General features: G+C 72.3%; 17 protein-coding genes and 1 tRNA gene. 9 read left to right on the forward strand and 9 right to left on the reverse strand.

What is annotated here, in order from left to right; translation table 11 throughout:
- Positions 1–19 precede the first annotated feature (19 nt).
- On the reverse strand, positions 20–913 hold the full coding sequence (locus ACGFNV_RS25500; RefSeq protein ID WP_393625313.1) for a DMT family transporter: 894 nt from the start codon (positions 911–913) through the stop codon (positions 20–22).
- Between the two features lie 440 nt (positions 914–1353).
- Between ACGFNV_RS25500 and ACGFNV_RS25505 the strand changes: the two genes are divergently transcribed.
- The 4 genes from ACGFNV_RS25505 (at position 1354) to ACGFNV_RS25520 (ending at position 5332) form a co-directional block, all read left to right on the forward strand.
- Positions 1354–2304, forward strand: a complete 951-nt coding sequence (locus tag ACGFNV_RS25505) for a hypothetical protein (RefSeq protein WP_393625314.1) — start codon at positions 1354–1356, stop codon at positions 2302–2304.
- 63 nt (positions 2305–2367) lie between these two features.
- Positions 2368–3906 carry an APC family permease gene (locus ACGFNV_RS25510; RefSeq protein WP_393625315.1) on the forward strand — a complete coding sequence of 513 codons (1539 nt, stop codon included), beginning with the start codon at positions 2368–2370 and terminating at the stop codon, positions 3904–3906.
- Positions 3907–3999: 93 nt separating this feature from the next.
- Positions 4000–4725, forward strand: a complete 726-nt coding sequence (locus tag ACGFNV_RS25515) for a molybdopterin-dependent oxidoreductase (RefSeq protein ID WP_393625316.1) — start codon at positions 4000–4002, stop codon at positions 4723–4725.
- The gene (locus tag ACGFNV_RS25520) at positions 4709–5332 is read left to right on the forward strand and encodes a cytochrome b/b6 domain-containing protein (protein ID WP_393625317.1); all 624 of its coding nucleotides are present in this window, start codon (positions 4709–4711) and stop codon (positions 5330–5332) included. Before ACGFNV_RS25515 ends, ACGFNV_RS25520 begins: the two co-directional genes overlap by 17 nt.
- Before the next feature lie 13 nt (positions 5333–5345).
- Here the strand turns inward: ACGFNV_RS25520 and ACGFNV_RS25525 are convergent, their stop codons facing one another.
- Complete coding sequence (locus ACGFNV_RS25525) at positions 5346–6773, reverse strand: GntP family permease (RefSeq protein WP_393625318.1); 1428 nt, start codon at positions 6771–6773, stop codon at positions 5346–5348.
- A 47-nt stretch (positions 6774–6820) separates the two neighbouring features.
- Positions 6821–7339: a gluconokinase gene (locus ACGFNV_RS25530; RefSeq protein ID WP_393625319.1), complete on the reverse strand. Its 519-nt coding sequence runs from the start codon at positions 7337–7339 to the stop codon at positions 6821–6823.
- 142 nt (positions 7340–7481) lie between these two features.
- Between ACGFNV_RS25530 and ACGFNV_RS25535 the strand changes: the two genes are divergently transcribed.
- Positions 7482–8183, forward strand: a complete 702-nt coding sequence (locus ACGFNV_RS25535) for a FadR/GntR family transcriptional regulator (RefSeq protein WP_393625320.1) — start codon at positions 7482–7484, stop codon at positions 8181–8183.
- A gap of 5 nt (positions 8184–8188) precedes the next feature.
- Here ACGFNV_RS25535 and ACGFNV_RS25540 read toward each other — a convergent pair whose 3' ends face one another.
- The 4 genes from ACGFNV_RS25540 to ACGFNV_RS25555 all read right to left on the reverse strand — a co-directional run bounded on the left by ACGFNV_RS25540 (position 8189) and on the right by ACGFNV_RS25555 (position 14194).
- Complete coding sequence (locus tag ACGFNV_RS25540) at positions 8189–8566, reverse strand: YchJ family protein (RefSeq protein WP_393625321.1); 378 nt, start codon at positions 8564–8566, stop codon at positions 8189–8191.
- Positions 8567–8570: 4 nt separating this feature from the next.
- Complete coding sequence (locus ACGFNV_RS25545; RefSeq protein WP_393625322.1) at positions 8571–9899, reverse strand: M1 family metallopeptidase; 1329 nt, start codon at positions 9897–9899, stop codon at positions 8571–8573.
- A gap of 74 nt (positions 9900–9973) precedes the next feature.
- Positions 9974–13828, reverse strand: coding sequence for a Pls/PosA family non-ribosomal peptide synthetase (locus ACGFNV_RS25550; RefSeq protein WP_393625323.1), 3855 nt, complete (start codon positions 13826–13828; stop codon positions 9974–9976).
- Between the two features lie 281 nt (positions 13829–14109).
- Positions 14110–14194 (reverse strand) — tRNA-Leu (locus tag ACGFNV_RS25555).
- A 196-nt stretch (positions 14195–14390) separates the two neighbouring features.
- Here ACGFNV_RS25555 and ACGFNV_RS25560 point away from each other — a divergent pair.
- The 3 genes from ACGFNV_RS25560 to ACGFNV_RS25570 all read left to right on the forward strand — a co-directional run bounded on the left by ACGFNV_RS25560 (position 14391) and on the right by ACGFNV_RS25570 (position 17370).
- Positions 14391–15716 carry a M20/M25/M40 family metallo-hydrolase gene (locus ACGFNV_RS25560; RefSeq protein WP_393625324.1) on the forward strand — a complete coding sequence of 442 codons (1326 nt, stop codon included), beginning with the start codon at positions 14391–14393 and terminating at the stop codon, positions 15714–15716.
- Between the two features lie 134 nt (positions 15717–15850).
- Positions 15851–16084: a chaplin ChpH gene (chpH, locus tag ACGFNV_RS25565; RefSeq protein WP_393625325.1), complete on the forward strand. Its 234-nt coding sequence runs from the start codon at positions 15851–15853 to the stop codon at positions 16082–16084.
- 176 nt (positions 16085–16260) lie between these two features.
- Positions 16261–17370 (forward strand): chaplin family protein, encoded by a 1110-nt coding sequence (locus tag ACGFNV_RS25570; RefSeq protein ID WP_393625326.1) that lies wholly within the window; start codon positions 16261–16263, stop codon positions 17368–17370.
- 75 nt (positions 17371–17445) lie between these two features.
- Here ACGFNV_RS25570 and ACGFNV_RS25575 read toward each other — a convergent pair whose 3' ends face one another.
- A complete protein-coding gene (locus tag ACGFNV_RS25575) occupies positions 17446–17634 on the reverse strand; it encodes a DUF5703 family protein (protein ID WP_393625327.1) in 189 nt (62 codons plus the stop codon).
- A gap of 47 nt (positions 17635–17681) precedes the next feature.
- Between ACGFNV_RS25575 and ACGFNV_RS25580 the strand changes: the two genes are divergently transcribed.
- Positions 17682–18398: a hypothetical protein gene (locus ACGFNV_RS25580; protein ID WP_393625328.1), complete on the forward strand. Its 717-nt coding sequence runs from the start codon at positions 17682–17684 to the stop codon at positions 18396–18398.
- 109 nt (positions 18399–18507) lie between these two features.
- Here ACGFNV_RS25580 and ACGFNV_RS25585 read toward each other — a convergent pair whose 3' ends face one another.
- The gene (locus ACGFNV_RS25585) at positions 18508–20958 is read right to left on the reverse strand and encodes a helix-hairpin-helix domain-containing protein (protein ID WP_393625659.1); all 2451 of its coding nucleotides are present in this window, start codon (positions 20956–20958) and stop codon (positions 18508–18510) included.
- Positions 20959–21012: the final 54 nt, after the last annotated feature.

The raw sequence follows: 21012 nt of genomic DNA on the forward strand, positions 1-21012 counted from the left end.
CCGGCCGGGCCGGCGCAGGTCAGCTCGGCTGGAGGTCTCGTACGCGTTCCGGCTTGCCCGTGCCGGTGGGCATGGCCGGGTGGCAGCCGAGGAGGATGATGCCGATGACGACGGCTGCGAGGCCGGCCGCCTCCCAGGCGAGGGCGCCGGGGTCGGTGTGGAGGCGGTCGCCGAGGAAGCCGACTCCGCAGGCGATGCCGGCCAGGGGCTGGGCCGCGGTGAGGGCGGGGAGCGACATGCGCAGGGTGCCGGTCTCGAAGGCGCTCTGGACCAGGACCAGGCCGGTGACGCCCAGCGCCAGCACGGCGTACGGCTGCCAGCTGGTCATCAGCTCGGCGAAGCCGCCCGCGGAGAACCGCTCGCCGCTGACCCGGGTCAGCGCGTCCTGGAGGCCGTAGAGCAGCCCGGCCGCCAGGGCCAGCAGTACCGGGGCGGAGCTCAGCCGTGAGCGCCTCGCGCCGGCTGTGAGCAGCAGCGCGAGGCCCACCATCACTCCGATGATCAGCCAGTGCCGCATCGGATCGCTGATCGCGGTGCCGCCGCGCGGCTGACCGGCCACGATGAACACGGTCACCCCGCCGGCGAGCAGTGCCAGGCCGGCCCAGCCCTGCCGGCCCAGGGGCTGCCTGGTCTGCCGGCGGGAGAGCGCGAGAGCGAAGAGCAGGTTCGTGGCGAGCAGCGGTTCCACCAGGGAGACCTCGCCCTGCCCGAGCGCGACCGCGCCCAGCGCCATACCGGCCACCATCAGTCCGATACCGCCCAGCCACCGCGGCACCCGCATCAGGTCAAGCAGCAGCCGGAAGGAGAGGAAGTCGCCGAGGGGCGCCTTCTGTGCCGCGTTCTGCTGCAACACGAAGCCGAAGCCCAGACAGACCGCGGCTCCCATCGCGAGAACCAGAACAAGAACCGACACGCTGCGTACCTCGATGATCTTCCGTCGGCCACGGGGTGCGTATGTGCGTAAGGGCCGACTCTACCGTTTTCGGGGGATTGGATGCCTGGAGCGCCCGAAATGCTGTTCCAGGAGTACCCGTGACAGGGCGACTGAGTCGGTCGCGAGCCCCGGTGGATCGGCGGTGACCAGGAGGGGCGGCGGCGCGACCGTTCCACCCATGGTGCGATGCCGGACGCGGCCCCGCTATGGCCTACGCCACACCGATGCCCGCCACGCCCCTCCCACCGGGTGGCCCCGACGATCGGGCCGACAGCAACTCCCCCTTGAGGGTGGCCGGTTGGCATATGTCATGTGCTCGCCATTCTTGACGGAAAGCATTGGCTGGCGGTTTGCTGACCGTGATCGGCCCATCGGGTCGACATCGAACGCGTCGCGCGAGGAACGTGAGGAAGTCAGCGGTGCCCCCACTCCCGCTACCTCTCGGCCGCGGCCGCAAGCGCGCGGCCCAGGCCTTCGACGCGGCGCTCGACGACACCGAACTCCGCGACGCCCGCACCGCCCTCACCCAGGGTCGCTGGCAGGCCGCCCGCACCCTGCTCGCCCGCACCGGCGACGACTGGGACCGCCGCGGACACCGTGTCGTCGTCCTCGCCGAGGAGCCGTACAGCGCCGCCTGGTCCCGTGACTGGCTGGTCGCCGAGCCCGACTCCGCCGACGCCTCCGTCCTGCTCGCCCTGGCCCTGGTGCACCGCGCCCTGCGCGGCAAGGAGAAGCCGGCCCGGGCCCGCGAGGCCTGCCACGCCGCCGCCGCGCTCGCGCCCGCCGACCCCACCCCCTGGCTCGGCCTGCTCCTGCTGGAGCGCGCCCAGGGTGGCGAGGAAGAGGTCGTCAGGCTCTTCGACGAGGTGCGCCTGCGTCACGCCGACCACCACCACGCCCACCACCTCGTCGTCTCCCGCCTCGCCGAGCGCCGCGCCGACGCCGGCCCGGACCCGCTGCACGAGGTGTACGACTTCGCCGCCTGGGCCGCCGAGCAGGCCCCCGCCGACTCGCCGCTGGCGATCCTGCCGGTCGTCGCCCACGCCGAGCGCTACCGCGTCCTGGCCGGCGCAGGATTCGAGCCCGCCGAGCCGTCCCGCTCCGAGCACTGGCGCGGACGCCGGGCCCGCCTGGTGATGAAGGCCGCCTTCGACTGGTGGCTGGAGTGGGAGCACGACGGCCATCCGCGCCGCCTGGTCGACCTCAACTTCCTCGCCCACGCCAAGGTCCACGAGGGCCGCGGCGCCGAGGCAGCCGCCCTCTTCCACCGCATCGGCACTCACGCCACCCCGGCGCCCTGGTCGTACCCCGACCGTGACCCGTACACCGCCTTCCGCGCCGCACGCGCCGCCGCGCTCGGCACGGAGTAGCACCACCAGCCTTCCGAAACGCCAGCCCCCGAAACGCCAGACCCCCGAAAGGCACGGCCCTCGATGACCACGGGCAGTTCGAGCACGAGCAGACCCACCGAGAACACCATCAGCACCTTCAAGGGGCAGGAACGCGCCCTGCGCGCCGACCGCCTCGGCACGGGGGGCCTGCTGCTCTCCGTCCTCGCCGCCACCGGCCCGATCATGGTCGTCGCTGGTGTCATGCCCACCACATTCGCGGTGATGGGCATCGTCGGACAGCCCCTCCTCTTCGTCGTCCTCGGCGCGGTCCTCGTCCTCTTCGGCGTCGGATACGCCGAGATGAGCCGGCACGTCCACAACGCCGGCGCCTTCTACGCCTACGTCTCCCGCGGCCTCGGCGGCACCGCGGGCGCGGGCGCGGCCCTGCTCGCGCTCGTCGCCTACAGCGCGCTCCAGGTGGGCATCTACGGCATCTTCGGCTTCGAGGTGTCCGGACTGTTCGCCACGTACGCCGACCTCGAGGTCGCCTGGTGGATACCGGCGCTCGCCGCGGCCCTCGTCGTCGGCACGCTCGGCCGGCTGAAGATCGACGTCAACGCGCGCGTGCTCGGTGTCCTGCTGGTCATCGAGGTGGCCCTGGTCGTCGTCTTCGACATCGCCGCCGTCGCCGACCCCGCGAAGGAGGGCCTGTCCCTGCACGCCTTCAACCCGGACACCCTCACCGGTGCGGGCGTCGGCACCGCCCTGTGCTTCTGCATCGCCGCCTTCACCGGCTTCGAGCAGGCCCCGGTGTACGCGGAGGAGACCAGCAGGCCGCACGTCCTCGTCCCGCGCGTGATGTTCCTCGCGGTCGCGGGGGTCGCCGTCTTCTTCGCGGTCAGCAGCTGGGCCCTGACCGTCGCCGCCGGCCCCTCGCAGATCGTCGGGGCCGCGCAGAAGGAGAGCGCGAACCTGCTGTTCTCCCTGACCGAGTCCCGGCTCGGCGCGACCTTCACCGACGTCCTGCACGTCCTCTTCGTCACCGGCATGTTCGCCGCCCTGCTCAGCTTCCACAACGTCGTCGCCCGGTACGCCTTCGCCATGGGCCGTGAGGGACTGCTGCCGCGCGCCTTCGGACAGACCACGGGCACGAGCGGAGCGCCCGGCACGGGCTCACTCCTCCAGACGGGCATCTCCGTCCTGGTCGTCGTCGCGTTCGCCGTCGCCGACGACAAGCCGGTCGGCGACCCCACCGCCCCCGTGCTCCAGCTGTTCACCTGGTGCGGCAACGTGGGCGCGCTCGGCGTGATCCTGCTGATGGCGGCGGCCTCGGTCTCGGTGATCGTCTTCTTCGCCCGGCGCGGTGCCGCCGCCGCGCAGGCCTGGCGCCTGGTCACCTCGGCGCTGGCGGCCGTCGCCCTGCTCGTGATCGCCGGTTACACGGTCAAGGACCTCGACGTCCTGGTCGGCGCGGCCCCCGGCTCCGCCGTGCCCTGGGTCCTGCCCGGCATCATCGCCGTCGCCCTGGTCGCCGGGCTCGTCCAGGGCCTGGTCCTGCGCTCCCGCGCACCCGAGGCACACGCCCGTATCGGCCTGGGCAACGAGGCGTTCCAGCTGGAGAAGGCGGCGACGGTGTCGTAGGGCGACGCCGATGGCGTAAGAACTGCTTACGGAACCCTGACGAGCACCCGCGATCCCTGGTCCCATCGGGCTCGCGGGTGTTCGAATGAGTACGTGAACTCCGAACAACCCGAGGAGCGGGGCAAGCCGGTCGGCCGCCGCATCTTCCTCGGCACCGTCGGGCTGGGTGTCCTCGGTGTGGCCACCGCCCCCACCTTGCAACGCGGTCTGGAGGCGTTCCTCGGCAGCGCCGCCGACAAGGACCCCACCGGCCTCACCGGACTGCTCCCCAACGGCGGCGGCTTCCGCTACTACTCGGTCGCCGCCTCCGTGCCGCACAAGAACGCCGACAGCTACCGCCTGAAGGTCGACGGACTGGTCGACCGCCCGGCGACGTACACCCTGGCCGAGCTGAAGGCGCTGCCCCAGACCCGGATGGTCAAGGACGTCCAGTGCGTCACCGGCTGGCGGGTGCGCGGGACGCCCTTCGAGGGCGTACGGCTGTCCGTCCTCCTCGACGCGGCCGGCGTACGCGCGAAAGCCGGAGCCGTGCGCTTCACCTGCTTCGACGGCACCTACAGCGAGAGCCTCACCCTCGCCCAGGCCCGCCGCGCCGACGTCCTGGTCGCCCTGCGCATGCAGGACAAGGACCTGGGCCACGACCACGGCGGCCCCGTCCGCCTCTATGTGGCGCCCATGTACTTCTACAAGTCCGCCAAGTGGCTTTCCGGCATCACCGTCACCGAGGACGTGCGCCCCGGTTACTGGGAGGAGCACGGCTACGACGTGGACGCCTGGGTGGGCCGCTCGAACGGACGCGACGATGACCCTACGAGCTGACGCCCCGCCCGCCACCACCAGGATCCACCGCTTCGGCCCGGCCCAGCGGTGGGTGCACCGCGTCACGGCCCTGCTGATGGGCGTGTGCGTGGTGACGGCGGCCTTCCTCTACATCCCCCAGTTCGCCCAGCTCGTCGGCCGCCGCGAGCTGGTGGTCCGCGTCCACGAGTGCGCCGGGCTCGCCCTGCCCGTGCCGCTGCTGGCAGGCCTTGGCTCCCGTGCCCTGCGCGGCGACCTGCGGCTGCTGAACCGCTTCGGCCCGCACGACCGCCTCTGGCTGCGCGCGGCGCTGCACCGCGACCGGCGGCGGGAGTCGCGTCCGGCGGGCAAGTTCAACGCGGGCCAGAAGATCTACGCGGCCTGGATCACCGGGGCCACGCTCGTGATGCTCGGCACCGGCCTGATCATGTGGTTCACCCACCTCACCCCGCTGATGTGGCGCACCAGCGCGACCTTCGTCCACGACTGGCTCGCCCTGACCATCGGCATCGTCCTCGCCGGCCACATCGGCATGGCACTGGCCGACCCCGAGGCACGCCGGGGCATGCGCACGGGGTCGGTGAGCGAGGAGTGGGCGGACCGGGAGCATCCGCTGTGGCGCCGGTGAACCTCTGCGACTGCTAGAGGACCAACGAGAGGAGCAGCACCAGGCCGCCCGCGACCACGGAGATGATCGTCTCCATGACCGACCAGGTCTTGATGTTCTGGCCGACGCTCAGGCCGAAGTACTCCTTCACCAGCCAGAACCCGGCGTCGTTGACATGGCTGAAGAAGAGGGAGCCGGCGCCGATGGCCAGGACGAGCAGGGCCGTGTGGGCCGTCGACATGTCGGCGGCCAGCGGGGCGACCAGGCCGGCCGCGGAGATCGTGGCCACCGTCGCCGAACCGGTCGCGAGCCGGATCGCCACCGCGATCAGCCACGCCAGCAGGAGCGCCGGGATCGACCAGTCCTTGGAGATGTCCAGGACCATCTGGCCCACACCGCAGTCGATCAGGGTCTGCTTGAAGCCGCCGCCCGCACCGACGATGAGCAGGATGCCCGCGATCGGTGCGAGGCCCTTCTCGACGAGTTGAGAGACGCGCTCCTTGCTGAAGCCGGCGGGCCGGCCCAGCGTGAAGATGCCGACGAGCACGGCGGCGAGCAGCGCGATCAGCGGCGAGCCGACGACATCGAAGACACGCTGCACGGTGTTCTTCGGGTCGTCCACGACGATGTCGACCAGCGCCTTCGACAGCATCAGGACGACGGGCAGGAGGATGGTGGCGAGCGTGGCGCCGAAGCCGGGGCGCTTCTCCAGGTCCTCCGAAGGGCGTTGGGCGGGGGTCCGGGGGGAACCCCCGGTTGAACTCAGCATGCGGTCGGGGGCCGGGACGTCCACCCAGCGGGCCGCGAACCGGGAGAACACCGGCCCCGCTATGACCACCGTCGGAATGGCGACGAGCACGCCCAGCGCCAGCGTCACGCCCAGGTTGGCGCCGACCGCGTCGATCGCGACCAGCGGACCCGGGTGCGGCGGAACGAGCCCGTGCATCACGGACAGACCGGCGAGCGCGGGTATGCCGATCCGCATCAGCGAGTAGTTGCCCCGCTTGGCGACCATCAGCACCACGGGTATCAGCAGCACCACGCCGACCTCGAAGAACAGCGGCAGTCCGATCACCGAGGCGATCAGCACCATCGCCCACGGCATCGACCGGCCGCCCGCCTTCGCGAGGATCGTGTCGACGATCTGGTCCGCGCCGCCGGAGTCCGCGAGCAGCTTGCCGAGGATCGCGCCCAGCGCGATCAGGACGCCGACGCCCGCGACCGTGGAGCCCAGGCCCGTGGTGAAGCTGACGATGGCCTTGTCGAGCGGCGCCCCGGCGAACGCGCCGAGCGCGAGTGAGCCGATGGTCAACGCCAGGAACGCGTGGAGCTTGAACTTGGTGATCAGCAGGACGATGACGGCGATGCCCGCCAGCACGGCCAGGCCCAGCTGGGCATGGCCGGCCGAGGTGATCGGCTCGACGGGGTCCGCTGCCAGCATCTCGACACTGAGTCTGGTCACGGGGGTTCCAATGCAGATGTGGGGTGGGTTACTTCGGTGGGGTGGGGTTACCGCGGAGCGTCGGGAAGGTCGTCGAGCGCCCGCGCGGCCCGGTCGGCGATCTCCTCCGGACCGCCGGCGACGCTCACCGCGACACCGGCCTCGTCCGCGCCGAGCGGCTGGAGCGTGGCGAACTGGGAGTCCAGCAGCGCCGTCGGCATGAAGTGGCCCTGCCGGTGCGCCATACGGTCCGCGATCAGCTCTCGGTCGCCCGACAGATGCACGAACACGACATCGGGTGCCGCCGCCCTGAGCCGGTCGCGGTAGGACCGCTTCAGCGCCGAGCAGCTGACCACTCCACCGCGTCCGGCCCGGTCGTGCGCCCAGGCGCCGATGGCGTCCAGCCAAGGCCACCTGTCGTCGTCGTCGAGCGGGGTGCCGGCCGACATCTTGGCGATGTTGGCCTCCGGGTGGAAATCGTCGCCCTCGGCGTACGGGACGCCCAGCCGGGCGGCGAGCAACGGACCGATCGTGGTCTTGCCGGTGCCGGCGACGCCCATCACCACGACGACGTGCGGGGTACGCATCACTGCCTCGCTGTCTCCCTCGACATCACGACGCCGACCTCTGACGTCGCCACACTGAAACCTATTAGGTACGACGAATTCAAGAGCATGTGACAAATAAGTCTGACTTTTTGGTTCGTGACGCGCCGCGTACGCTGTGTGGATGAGCACACCGGGCCGGGGTCTGCACGGCCATGTACTGGACTCCCTCGGCCCCGCGATCACCGCGGGCGACTACCCGCCGGGCAGCGTGCTGCGCACCGACGAGCTGGCCGAGCGCTTCGAGGTGTCACGCTCCGTGATGCGTGAGGCGGTCCGGGTGCTGGAGACCATGCACCTGGTCGAGTCCCGCCGCCGCGTCGGCGTGACGGTGCGGCCCCGGGCCGAGTGGAACGTCTACGACCCTCAGGTCATCCGCTGGCGACTGGCGGGTGCCGACCGCCCGCACCAACTGCGCTCGCTGACCGTCCTGCGTTCGGCGATCGAGCCGGTGGCGGCCGGCCTGGCCGCCAAGAACGCCACGCCGGAGCAGTGCGCCGAACTCACCGAATGCGCGCTCGGCATGGTGGCCAACTCACGAGGCCACCGGCTCGAGGGGTACCTCGTCCACGACATCGCCTTCCACCGGGTGATCCTCACCGCCTCGGGCAACGAGATGTTCGCGCGCCTCGGGGGCGTCGTCGCCGAGGTCCTCGCCGGCCGCACCCATCACGAGGTCATGTTCGAGGACCCCGACCCGGCCGCCGTCACCCTGCACGTCCAGGTCGCCGAGGCGGTCCGGTCCGGCGACGGGGTACGCGCGGAGGAGCTGACCCGGGAGATCGCGGTGGGAGCGCTGCGCGAGCTGGACATCCTCGCGCCGTAAACCCGTCAGTCCAGGAAGTCCCCGTCGACGTACACCCACGCGCCCTCGACCCGCTCGAACCGGCTGCGTTCGTGCAGCGAGCCGCCCCGGAACGAGGCGCGGAAGGTCACCGTCCCGGTCGTGTGGAACGCCGTGCCGTCCGCCCTGTCGAGGATCTCCAGACCCGTCCACCGCATCCCGGGGGCGAAGTCGACCCGGGCCGGGCGGGTTCGCGGGTGCCAGGTCCGCAGCAGGTAGGCCTCGTCCTTCTTCGAGAAGGCGCTGTAGCGGGAGCGCATGAGCGCCTCGGCGGTCGGCGCCGCGGCCTCACCCCGGTGGAACCGGCCACAGCACGTTTCGTAGGTCTCGGTGAGACCGCAAGGGCAGGGAGTACGTCGGGACATGCCCTCATTCTGCCGTGGGCAGCGGCGGCAGCGCCGTCCGGTACAGCCACGCGTCGAACAGGTCGTCCAGCGGCTCGGACGCGAAGCGGGCCACGTGCGCGGTGAACGTCGCCGTGGTCACGGAACCGCCCCGGTGCAGACCGATCCAGGCACGCAGCATCCGGAAGAAGGCGTCGTCGCCCATCGCGCAGCGCACCGCGTGCACGGTGACCCCGCCCCGCTCGTAGAGCCGGTCGTCGAACATCGACTTCCGCCCCGGATCGGCGAGTTGCAGATCCTGCGGCAGCGACGACAGCAACCGGTGTGCGGACGCGGCGAGTTGCTGCGCGCTGCGGCCGCCCGAGCGCTCCGACCACAGCCACTCCGCGTACTTGGCGAACCCCTCGTTCAGCCAGATGTGCCGCCAGTCCGCGATGGACACGCTGTTGCCGAACCACTGGTGCGCCAGCTCGTGCGCCACCAGCCGCTCCGAACCCCGCGCCCCGTCCACGTGGTTGGCGCCGAACAGCGACAACCCCTGTGCCTCCACCGGCACATCGAGCTCCTCCTCCGTCACGACGACCGCGTACTCGTCGAACGGGTACGGCCCGAAGAGCTGCTGGAACAGGTTCATCATCCCGGGCTGGCGTGCGAAGTCCCGTGAGAACTCCGGCAACAGGTGCGCCGGAATGTGCCCGTGCTGCGGCACACCGCCCAGCCCCGGGTCGCCCAGCAGCACCGTCTGGTACTTGCCGATCGACAGCCCGACCAGATAGCTGGACGTCGGCGCGGACTGCTCGTACACCCAGGTCGTCGTCGACGCCTTCGTCGTCCGGGTCAGCAGGCGCCCGCCCGCCACCACCGCGTACGCCGACGGTGTCGTGATCGAGATCTGGTAGGACGCCTTGTCGGCGGGCCGGTCGTTGCACGGGTACCACGAGGGCGCCCCGACCGGCTGGCTCGCCACCAGCGCCCCGTCGCCCAGCTCCTCCCAGCCGATCCCGCCCCAGGGGCTGTTCACCGGCTTGGGATTGCCCGACCAGTGCACCTCCACGGTGAAGGCGGCCCCGGACCGGACCGGCTTGGCCGGCCGCACCCGGAGCCTGCCGCCCCGGTGGGTGTAGTGCGCCTGCTTGCCGTCGACGCGGACCCGGCCGATCTTGAAGTCGGCCAGGTTGAGCTGGAACTCGGTGAGCGGCGACCGCCCCGCTATGGCGTTGATCCGCGCCGCGCCCGACAGCCGGTTCGGGCCGGGCCGGTAGTCCAGCGTGAGTTCATAGCGGTGCACCCGGTACCGGGGATCGCCGTTGCCCGGGAAATACGGGTCCGGACCGCCTGCCTGCTGAACTGCCACTGCCGCGTCTGCTCCCTGCGCTGTGCCGCCACTCGATGCCGGTGCATCGCCCGCCGGCTCCGAGTGGCCCGCGCTCACGGACGCCATGCCTCGATCGGATTGCCGAGCCAGCGGGTGTCGTCGGGAACGGACTCCGCGGCCATGACGAGCGACGCGGGACCCAGTGTCGTCCGGGCCCCCACCGTGCTGCCGGGCAGCACGATGCCGCCAGGACCCAGCGTCGCGCCCTCACGGAGGACCACATTATCCGTTCGCAAGATCCGGTCGTGGAAGAGGTGGGTCTGGAGCACACAGCCCCGGTTCACCGTCGCCGCGTCCTCCAGCGTCACCAGGTCCGTCTCCGGCAGCCAGTAGCTCTCCACCCAGACACCCCGGCCGATCCGCGCCCCGAGCCCGCGCAGCCACGCCGTCATCACCGGCGTCCCCGGCACCGCACCGGCCAGCCACGGCACCGCCAGCACCTCGACGAAGGTGTCCGCCAGCTCGTTGCGCCACACGAAGGAACTCCACAGCGGATGCTCACCCGCGTGGTGCCGGCCCACGAGCAGCCACTTCGCGACCACGGACACCAGCCCGGCCGCACCGCCCGCCGCGAGCAGCACAAGACCCGACAGCAGCGGCGCCCAGACACCCAGCGCGCACAGCGCCGCCACGGTCAGCACCGCCACCGCCGCCGAGCAGAACACCGGCACCAGCCGGCACAGCTCCACCAGCCCGCGCGCCCACAGCAGCCGCGCGGGCGGGTCGTACGTCCGGCTGCCGTCGCCGGCGGAGGCGTTCCGCGGCAGCCTGACCGGCGGCAGCCCCAGATACGAGCTGCCCTTCTTCGCCTTCTTCGGCGTCGCCGACAGCACCCCCACCAGACCGCCGTCCGGCACCGACCGTCCCGGCGCCGTCATCCCCGAGTTGCCGAGGAACGCCCGCCGCCCGATCTCCGCCCGCCCGATACGGACCCAGCCACCACCGAGCTCGTACGGCGCGGTCAACGTGTCGTCGGCCAGGAACGCGCCCTCGCCCACCGTGGTCAGGCTCGGCAGCGCGAGCACGGTCGACACCTCCGCGCCCTTGCCGATCCGCATCCCGAGCAGCCGCAGCCACACCGGCGTCACCAGCCCCGCGTACAGCGGGAACAGCGTCTCCCGCGAGCGGTCCATCAGCTGCGTGACCGTCCACGCCTGCCACCCGGTCCTGCCGTGCGTGGGATACGTCCCCTCGCGCAGCCCCAGGCTCAGCAGCCGTACGGCGACCAGGAGCAGCACCGCGTACGCCAGCCCGTAGGCGAGCGTCGCCGGCACCAGCGCGAGCGCGGCGCCCCGCAGCGGCGCGTCCGGAGTGAGGAACAGGTGCGCGACGGCGAGTGCCGCGGCGCCCGCAGCCACCGGCAGCAGCGTCAGCGCGAACCCGGTCACGCCGTAGACCGCTCGCCAGTACCTGCCCCGCGCCGGCCGCTCCTTGGGCCAGTTGTGCTTGGCCTTGCCGAGCTTGACCGCGGGCGCGCCCGCCCAGCGCTGCCCGGTGGGGATCTGCCGGGTGACCGCCGAACCCGGCGCCACCTCGGCGCGCTTGCCGACGCGGGCACCCGGGAACAGCATGCTGCGCGTGCCGACGACGGCGTGCGCACCGATCTTGACCGGCCCGACCTCCAGGCGGTCGCCGTCCAGCCAGTACCCGGACAGGTCCACCTCGGACTCGACGGCCGCGCCCCGGCCCAGCTTGAGCATCCCGGTGACCGGCGGCAGCGAGTGCAGGTCCACTTCCGGCCCGACCTTGGCGCCCAGCGCCCGCGCGTACCGCTCCAGCCAGGACCCGGTCAGCGAGGTCGCCCCGGTGAACTCGGCGAGCCGCTCGGCCGTCCACAGCCGCAGATGCACGCTGCCGCCCCGGGCGTACGTGCCTGGCCGCACCCCCCTCAGCAGCAGCCGCGCCCCGCCCGCGGCGAGCGCGAGCCGCCCCGGCGGACTGAAGAAGAGGAGGGCCCCGACGGCGACGAGCCACCAAGGAGCCGTCGGCAGCCAGGAGTAGGCCGGCAGGAGGTTGCCGAGCGCGGTGAGCGCCACCGTCCAGCGCAGCCCGAGCAGCGTGAACAGCGGGACGAGCAGCAGGAGCTGGATCGCCTGGGCGCGCCGCGGCACCGGTACGACCACCCGCGCGGCACCGTCGTCCTGCGCGGAATCCTCGAGGCGGCGGGCCAGCTTGCGCAGGGTCGGCCGCTGGTAGATGTCGAGGACGGCGGCGCTCGGGTAGCGGGTGCGCAGCCGGGTGGTGAGCTGGGCGGCGGCCAGGCTGCTGCCGCCGATGGCGAAGAAGTCGTCCTGAGCGCCGGTGACCGGGATGCCGAGAACCTCCGTCCACTGCTCGGCCAGCCACGCCTCGGTGCCGTAGAGCTGTTCGACCGGTCCGCCGGTCTCCAGGCCCTCCAGCGGCCAGGGCAGCGCGTTGCGGTCCACCTTGCCGCTCGTCCGCGTCGGCAGGTCCTCGACCGGGGCGAGCAGCGGGACCAGGGCGGCCGGCAGTTCGGCGCGCAGCCGCTCGACGGCCGCCGCGTGGTCCCATCCCTCCTGGATGACGACGTAGCCGACGAGGAGCTGGTTGCCGCTGCGGGCGGTCCGTACGGCGGCGGCGGCCCCGGCCACACCGGGCAGCGCCTGAAGGGCCGCGTCCACCTCGCCCAGCTCGATGCGCCGCCCGCCGAGCTTGATCTGCTCGTCGGCCCGCCCGAGGAACACGAGCCCCTCGGCGTCGGCCCGTACGAGGTCACCGCTGCGGTACGCCCGCTCCCAGCCCAACGACTTCAGCGGTGCGTACTTCTCCGCGTCCTTCTCGGCGTCGAGGTACCGGGCGAGCCCCACGCCCCCGATCACCAGCTCCCCGCTGCCGCCCATCGGCACCGGCTCCCCGGCCTCGTCCACGACGGCCAACTCCCAGCCGTCCAGCGGCAGCCCGATCCGGATCGGCTCCTCACCGGTCATCAGCGCCGCGCAGGCCACGACGGTCGCCTCGGTCGGCCCGTACGTGTTCCAGACCTCGCGCCCCTCCGTCACCAGCCGCTGCGCCAGCTCGGGCGGGCACGCCTCACCGCCGAAGATCAGCAGCCGTACGTCGTTGAGGGCCTCCGGCTCCCACAGCGCGGCCAGCGTCGGCACGGTCGAGACGACGGTGATCTCCTGCTCGACCAGCCACGGCCCGAGATCGGCGCCGCTGCGGACCTGCGAGCGCGGCACCGGCACCAGACAGGCCCCGTACCGCCACGCCAGCCACATCTCCTCGCAGGAGGCGTCGAACGCGACCGACAGACCCGCCATGACCCGGTCGCCGGGCCCGATCGGGTCCTCGGTGAGGAACAGCGCCGCCTCGGCGTCCACGAACGCGGCCGCGCTGCGGTGGCTGACGGCGACGCCCTTGGGCTTGCCGGTGGAGCCGGAGGTGAAGATCACCCACGCGTCGTGCTCGGTGCCGGGCCGCGCGGCGGGCACGTCGGACACGCCGTGCACGGCGATCTCGTGGCCCTCACCCACGACGGCCCGCACGTCCGCCTCCCCGAAGACCAACTCGGCCCGCTCGTCGGGGTCCTCGGCGTCCACGGGCACATAGGCGGCACCGGCGGCCAGCACGGCGAGAATCGCCACGTACAGGTCGTTCGTCCCGGACGGGACCCGGACACCCACCCGGTCGCCCAGGCCGACGCCCGCGGCGGCGAGCCGACGCCGCAGCCGCTCCACCTCGACGGCGAGCGCACGGTAGGTGAGCGGCGTGCTGCCGTCGTCCAGGGCAAGCTCGTCCGGGTAGGTCCGCACTGACGCGTCGAGGACATCCACCAGGGTGCGCGGGGAGGCGGCGGCGCCTCCGGAGAAGCGTGCGGTGTCACCGAGTTGTTCGCGTAGCTCTTCGTCGAGCAGGCCGAACGCACTGCTCTCGTGGATCGCTGCCATCGGGTCCTCGCGTCTCGTTCCCGGAAGCCTCCGGGGCGCTGGCGGGGCCCGCAGGTCTGCCTGGGGTTGTCCGGCTCCAGCTCCGTTTCCGTAACAAGCCGGAAATTTTAGTACGACGCTAGGCTCGCCCCCTGGTTGCGGCCACTGGGGAAGGCCGTTCGGGGATGGTCCGGGAAGCCGGTGCGGGGCGGTGACCTGGTGATCTTCGATCGAAGGAGAGATGGCCCACACAACGAAGCGAGGGCCGTGACCAGGTGGTCACAGCCCTCGCTCATCTCGCGTGTCCGAGGGGGGACTTGAACCCCCACGCCCGATAAAGGGCACTAGCACCTCAAGCTAGCGCGTCTGCCATTCCGCCACCCGGACAAGGTGTCTGTTGTGCGGGTTCTCCCCGCGGCGACAGAGGAAACATTACCAGGCTTTCGAGGTGCCCCTGATCACCCCCGACACGCCGTTCGTCGCGTGAACGGCGTGTGACGGGCCGGGACCGGTCTTGGGGCCGGGCCGGGCGGAGAGAGAGGATGACGGAGACCGACCAGCAGTGACAGCGGGAGGAATCAGCGTGAGCGAGAAGGACACGGCCAGGACCGTCACCGGCGAGGACGAGGTCGTGGACCTCTGCCGCGAGCTGATCCGGATCGACACCAGCAACTACGGCGACCACTCGGGCCCCGGCGAGCGCAAGGCGGCCGAGTACGTCGCCGAGAAGCTCGCCGAGGTGGGCCTCGAACCGCAGATCTTCGAGTCGCACCCGGGCCGCGCCTCCACCGTGGCCCGCATCCAGGGCGAGGACCCCTCCAGGCCCGCGCTGCTCATCCACGGACACACCGACGTCGTACCGGCCAACGCGGACGACTGGACCCACCACCCCTTCTCGGGCGAGGTCGCCGACGGGTGCGTCTGGGGGCGCGGCGCCGTCGACATGAAGGACATGGACGCGATGACCCTGGCGGTCGTCCGCGACCGGCTGCGCAGCGGGCGCAGGCCCCCGCGCGACATCGTCCTCGCCTTCCTCGCGGACGAGGAGGCGGGCGGGAAGTTCGGCGCCCGGTACCTCGTCGACCACCACCGGGACCTCTTCGACGGCGTCACCGAGGCGATCAGCGAGGTGGGCGGGTTCTCGTTCACCGTGAGCGAGCAGCGGCGGCTCTACCTGATCCAGACGGCCGAGAAGGGCATGCACTGGATGAAGCTCACCGTGGCCGGCACGGCCGGACACGGATCGATGATCCACCGGGACAACGCCATCACGGAGCTGTCGGAGGCCGTGGCACGGCTCGGACGCCACAAGTTCCCGGTGCGGGTCACCAAGACCACCCGGGCCTTCCTGGACGAACTCGGCGACGCGCTCGGCACCGAACTCGACCCCGAGGACATGGAGGGCACGCTCGCCAGGCTCGGCGGTATCGCCAAGCTCATCGGCGCGACCCTGAGCAACACGGCCAACCCCACCCAGCTCGGCGCCGGTTACAAGGTCAACGTCATCCCCGGCGAGGCCACCGCGCACGTCGACGGCCGCTTCCTGCCCGGGTTCGAGGAGGAGTTCCTCGCGGACCTCGACCGGATCCTCGGCCCGAAGGTGCGCCGGGAGGACGTGCACGCCGACAAGGCCGTCGAGACCACCTTCGACGGGGCCCTTGTGGACGCCATGCAGTCCGCGCTGCTCGCCGAGGACCCGGCCGCGAAGGCCATCCCCTACATGCTCTCCGGCGGCACGGACGCGAAGTCCTTCGACGACCTCGGCATCCGCGGCTTCGGCTTCGCGCCGCTGAAGCTGCCGCCGGAGCTGGACTTCGCGGGCATGTTCCACGGTGTCGACGAGCGGGTTCCGGTGGACGGTCTGAAGTTCGGCGTACGGGTGCTCGACCGGTTCATCGACGCGTCCTGACATATTCGCTCGCACGTCCGGAACCGACTGGGAAGAGTGAATGCGACCATAAGCTCGTAGCCTCATTACTTCCTCCTCGTTACAGGTCATGCGATCAGCAATCTGGGATCGCTTTTACCTACCAAGGAGGAATAATGATCAAGAAGATCGTCGCCGCTGCGGCTGCCACCGGTGGTCTGGTTCTCGCGGGTGCGGGCCTGGCCGTCGCCGACTCCGGAGCCCAGGGTGCCGCCGTGCACTCCCCGGGCGTCGTGTCCGGCAACGTTGTTCAGGTGCCCGTGCACGTCCCGGTGAACGCGTGCGGCAACACGGTCTCCGTGATCGGTCTGCTGAACCCCACCTTCGGCAACACCTGCATCAACAAGTGACGTCGACCCTCTAGGGGGGCGTCCACTGGGTCGGCCCTGGAGCGCGCGCCATGCGCTCCGGGGCCGACCGGTCTTTTCGCGAACAATTCCGGAACCGCTCCGGGCCGGAATCCAGAAATCGCGACAGAAGATTCGTGGCAAGAATTCGAGACATGGTCGAAGGCAGGGATTCAGCAATGCGACAGGTCACCCGCAAAGGCCTCATGACGGTGGCGGCCGCGACCGGCGTCATCGCCGCCGCCGGCGGTTACGCCCACGCCGACTCGGGTGCGAGCGGCTACGCCGGCAACTCGCCGGGGGTGGCGTCCGGCAACACGGTGCAGGCGCCGGTGCACGTGCCGGTGAACGTCTGCGGCAACACCGTGGACGTCGTCGGGCTCCTCAACCCCGCGGTGGGCAACAAGTGCGCCAACACCGGCGGCGGCGGCGCGTCGAGCGGGTACGGGCACTCCGGCGGCCACGGCGGCCACGGCGGTTCGCACGTGAGCGGGCACACCGGTGGCTCGCCCGGCGTCGCGTCGGGCAACACCATTCAGGCACCGGTCGACGCGCCGGTCAACGCCTGCGGCAACAGTGTCAACGTCATCGGCGTCGGCAACGCCGCGGCGGACAACACCTGCGCCAACACCGGTCGCGGGTCGGGCGGGTACGGCGACTCGGGCGGGTACGGCGGTCACGGCGGCTCCGGGGGCTCGCACGCGGGCGGGCACACCGGGGGCTCGCCCGGCGTCGGTTCGGGCAACCACGTCGAGGCGCCCGTCGACGTGCCGGTGAACGCCTGCGGCAACAGCGTCAGCGTCATCGGACTCGGCAACACGGCCGTGGGCGACGACTGCGCCAACGGCGGCGGGCACACGACCCCGCCGAACGGCGGTCACGGGACCACCCCGCCCGGAAATCCGGGCCAGCCGGGCAACCCTGGTCAGCCGGGCCACCCGGGCAATCCGGGGCAGCCGGGCAACCCGGGCAACCCTGGTCAGCCGGGCCACCCGGGCAATCCGGGGCAGCCGGGCAACCCGGGCAACCCGGGCCAGCCGGGCAACCCGGGCCAGCCGGGCAACCCCGAGCAGCCCGGCAAGCCGGGTACGCCGTCCACCCCGGGCGGTGAGCGCCCGGGCGGCTCGCACGGCAACCAGCCGGGCACCCAGTCCGTCGACGGACCGGCGGGCGCCGCGCAGCTCGCGGCGACCGGCAGCGAGCTGCCGCTCGGCCTCACCCTGCCGGCGGGCGCCGGAGCGCTGCTCGCGGGTGCGGTCCTCTACCGCAGGGCCCGGGCCTCGGCGTAACGGCTTACGTGCGCACGCGCACAACGGAGCGGGCCCCGACGACATGGGGCCCGCTCCGTCTCGGTCCCTCTCACCTCACCACGTGGCGCGCGCCTGACGGATGATCCTCCGGCGCAACCGCACCCTGCGGCTGCCGTCGCGCATCAGGCTCAGGCGGTACAACTCCCAGTTTCCGTACTCTGCGTGGTCCGTCAGCAGGCGTGCCGTTTCCTTGCGGGAGACCCCGCGCGGCACGTACACGTCGACAAATTCGTATTCCGGCATCGCATCTATTGTGCGGGCTGGGGCCCGGTACGGATAGCGTCTGCACTATGTCTGATGCTGCGCAGCCCACCGCTGCCGAGGTACGAGCCGCCGCCGAGGCGGTCAAGACCGCGCTCGACCGCCACCTGGCCGCGGTCGAACGCAGGTCGGGGGAGGACGACCCGGCCGTCTACGAGGCGTTCAACCAGCTGGCCGCGGCCGCAGAGGTGTACGACGAACTGCTCTACGACCGCTACGACGAGGTCACCCCCTTCGAGATCCCCGGTGCGGAGGACTCGCTGCCGCCGTACACGGGTCCCGAGGAACCGAACGCGCTGAGCGTGCTGATCCGCCGCGACTACTCCGTGGTGGAGCCGCAGCGGCTGCTGGCGCAGGCCCAACGGATCGAGGCGGCGGACGACGAGGGCAGGGGCGCGGGGATCGCCGGCACGGTGCACGGCGCGCTTGGCCTCCTCTTCGGCGAGTTCGAACCGGACGAAATCGCCTCCCGGCACAAGGAGTTCGGTCTGGAGGAGGGCGACTCCACGCTCTGGGTGACGGCCGCGGACGAGACGGCCGACCCCGGCGAGTGGCTGGAGGCGCCGTTCGACCAGGTCGACCCACAGCAGGTGGTCTGCCGCTTCGACGTCAGCGCGGTCTTCGACGACGACCTCGACGACGAGGGGGACGACGACCCCGACGACATCGAGGACGAAGTGGAAGCGGACCTGGACGCCGAACTGGACGAGGACGAGGATCTGGAACCCCTGGACGCGGACCGCTAACGCCAGCCGCAGCGGGGAAAACGCAACGACGACGACGGCGGCGGTACGGGGAGCCCGGCTCCCCGTACCGCCGCCGTCGTCGTCGTCGCGGTTGACGTCGGCCTGCGGCTCAGCCCGCCGCCGGCACCTGTGTCCTGAGCAGTACGGGCAGGCGAGTCGTGCGGGGCTTGGCCGGGACCTCGGCGACAGCCCTCGGAAGGGCCTGTTCCACGCCGTGGACGACCGACAGATGGCGCTCCGCCCGGCCGAACGCCGTGTACACCCACGGGCGGCTGAGCGTCTGCGCCGCGTCGCCGGGGAGCACCACGACTGCCGCGGGCCACCGGTTGCCCACTGCCTGGTGCGCGGTCAGCGCCCACCCGTGCCGGAGGGACTGCTCCACCCGCTCCTTCGGTACGACGACGGCCGCGCCCGCGCACGACAGGTGCAGCCCCTCGGCGTCGGCCTTCACCACGTGGCCCGGGAGCGTACGTCCCGGCGCGGGGGAGTAGGAGATCCGGTCGCCGGGGTCGAACCCGCCGAAGCGGCCGGGACCGGGGTTGAGCCGTTCCTTGAGGGCGGTGTTCAGCGCGCGCGTCCCGGCCGCGCCGCCGTGGCCCGGGGTGATCACCACCGTCTGCTCGGGCGGGACACCGAGGGCGCGTGGCACCGAGTCCGCGACGAGCTGCACGGTGCGGTGCACGGCTTCGCCCGGGTCCCGCACCGGCACGATCACGATCTCCTTGCCCGGGGCGTCGACCTGGTTGAGCTCGCCGACGCCCACACCCGAGACGAGCTCGCCCAGCGGGCCCGGGTCCGGGGTGCGCGAGGCGACCTGCGGGCACACCCGCGCGGCCAGCAGGTCGGCGAAGACCCGCCCCGGACCGGCCGACCACAGCACCGCCGGGTCGCCGCTCAGCACCAGCCGTGCCCCGTCGGGCAGCGACTCCACGACCATCGCCGCGCTCTCCACGTCCAGCTGCGGCGCGTCCAGCACGACCAGGAGGTCCAGGTCCAGCGCCCCGTCGGCGTCCCGACCGGGACCTTCGGCGCCGGAGAGGAGGCCGGAGACGGTGACGACGGCGGGGGAGGAGGCGTGGCTCGGAGCGCTCGGTCCGGCGCCCCGGCTGTCGTCCTCGGAGCCGGGCGCGGGGCTTTCCGTCGCGCCCGGGCCCATGCCGGCCGGCGAGCCCGGGCCCGCCTTGGCGGCGTCGGCCGTGCGGCCTTCCACCCCGCTGGGCCTGTCGCCCGTTTCCGCGCCCCGGCTTCCGCCCTCGGCCCTCGCGAGCAGGTCCGTGAAGCGGCGTCGGCCGTCGGGCGTGTGGGTGGCCGCGACGGCCCGCAGGCCCAGGGCCCGGGCCGCGGTGAGCAGAGCCGCCGGCTCCGCGCGGGACGCCTCCGCGCCGGTGTGCAGCACGAGGCCGTGACCGGCGACGGCACGGATCAACTCGCCCGCGCTGCCCGAGGCCGACGCGACGACCGACTCCCACGGTGTCGAGGCGTCCTTGGCCAGGGAGTTGACCACGCGGGCCAGACCGTCGGCGAGGCTCTCCTCGGCGAGTGCGTACCGCTCGAGACCGACGAGGACACGCACCGGACGGGCACTCTCCTCCTCGTACTCCTCGGCGCTTTCCTGCTGCGGGGGCGGGGCGGGTGCCGGTGCTCCCGGCTCCTCCAGGGCGTCCTGGAAGACCAGCGCCTCGCCTTCGGCGATGGTGCTCTGTACGGCCGCGTCGGGATCGGGAACACCCCGCTGGGCCAGTGCCGCGGTGAGCGTCGGCATCTCCAGGGCGGTGTGCCCGGCGAACGCCGCCTGCTCCAGGAGCCAGACCGTGACCGCGCGGCCGCGCCGTTCGTCGTCCGGGCCGCACTCCGCGCCGAGCAGGGCCCGCGCGAACCCGTCGGCCTGCTCGGGCCGTACCCCGCCGACCCGCAGCAACTGCCAGGGGTCCGCCCGCAGCACGTCCTCCGCGCCCTCGCCGAGCACCGCGGCGACCTGCGGGGCCAGCGCCTCGGGCGCACCACCGCCGACCAGTACGCCACGGACGGCCGCGACCGTCTCCGGGGCGGGACCCGCGGGCACGTCGGCGGCCGGGACGGGCAGGGGCTGCGGGCGCCGTACGGGCTCGGCGGCGGGGCGGCGCGGGGAGGCCTCCGGCTCGGCGAAGACGGTGGCCGCGGGCTTCTCGCCGCTCTCCACGGCCCTGATCGCCGCGAGCAGATCGGCGGCCTTGCCGCTCAGCTTGCCGCCGCTGGCGACGGGCCCCTTCCTCTCCGCCTTCCGCCGCTCGATCCGCTCCCGCTCCACCCGCTGCGCCGCAAGCTCAGCCTCGGCTTCAGACTGCTGAGCCCCACCCGCGTCACCGTCACCGCCTTCGGCCTGCGACGCGTGGGCCCCGGCCGTCTCGTCCTGGCCGCCGCCTGCCTCGGCCGTCTCGTCCTGGCCGCCGCCTGCCTCGGCCGTCTCGGCGCCGCTGTCGGTGGCTTGGGCCTCCGACGCCTGTGCGCTGGGCGCCCGGCCATCGCCGTCAGCAGCCTCGGTCTCGGTCTCGGTCTCTGAAGCCTGCCCCCCGGTCGCCATGTCACCGCCGCCGGCCTCGCCTTCGGCCCCTGCGCCTACGCTCTCGTCGTCGCT

It is taken from the genome of Streptomyces sp. NPDC048751 (assembly GCF_043198595.1).
Taxonomy (GTDB): Bacteria; Actinomycetota; Actinomycetes; order Streptomycetales; family Streptomycetaceae; genus Streptomyces.

What these genes read in the sequence shown, in the direction of transcription:
- ACGFNV_RS25510 (WP_393625315.1), top strand. Translation starts at nt 2,368, where the DNA reads ATGACCACGGGCAGTTCGAGCACGAGCAGACCCACCGAGAACACCATC.
- ACGFNV_RS25520 (WP_393625317.1), top strand. Translation starts at nt 4,709, where the DNA reads ATGACCCTACGAGCTGACGCCCCGCCCGCCACCACCAGGATCCACCGC.
- ACGFNV_RS25530 (WP_393625319.1), bottom strand. Translation starts at nt 7,339, where the DNA reads ATGCGTACCCCGCACGTCGTCGTGGTGATGGGCGTCGCCGGCACCGGC.
- ACGFNV_RS25535 (WP_393625320.1), top strand. Translation starts at nt 7,482, where the DNA reads ATGAGCACACCGGGCCGGGGTCTGCACGGCCATGTACTGGACTCCCTC.
- ACGFNV_RS25540 (WP_393625321.1), bottom strand. Translation starts at nt 8,566, where the DNA reads ATGTCCCGACGTACTCCCTGCCCTTGCGGTCTCACCGAGACCTACGAA.
- ACGFNV_RS25550 (WP_393625323.1), bottom strand. Translation starts at nt 13,828, where the DNA reads ATGGCAGCGATCCACGAGAGCAGTGCGTTCGGCCTGCTCGACGAAGAG.
- chpH (WP_393625325.1), top strand. Translation starts at nt 15,851, where the DNA reads ATGATCAAGAAGATCGTCGCCGCTGCGGCTGCCACCGGTGGTCTGGTT.
- ACGFNV_RS25570 (WP_393625326.1), top strand. Translation starts at nt 16,261, where the DNA reads ATGCGACAGGTCACCCGCAAAGGCCTCATGACGGTGGCGGCCGCGACC.
- ACGFNV_RS25575 (WP_393625327.1), bottom strand. Translation starts at nt 17,634, where the DNA reads ATGCCGGAATACGAATTTGTCGACGTGTACGTGCCGCGCGGGGTCTCC.
- ACGFNV_RS25580 (WP_393625328.1), top strand. Translation starts at nt 17,682, where the DNA reads ATGTCTGATGCTGCGCAGCCCACCGCTGCCGAGGTACGAGCCGCCGCC.
- ACGFNV_RS25585 (WP_393625659.1), bottom strand. Translation starts at nt 20,958, where the DNA reads ATGGCGACCGGGGGGCAGGCTTCAGAGACCGAGACCGAGACCGAGGCT.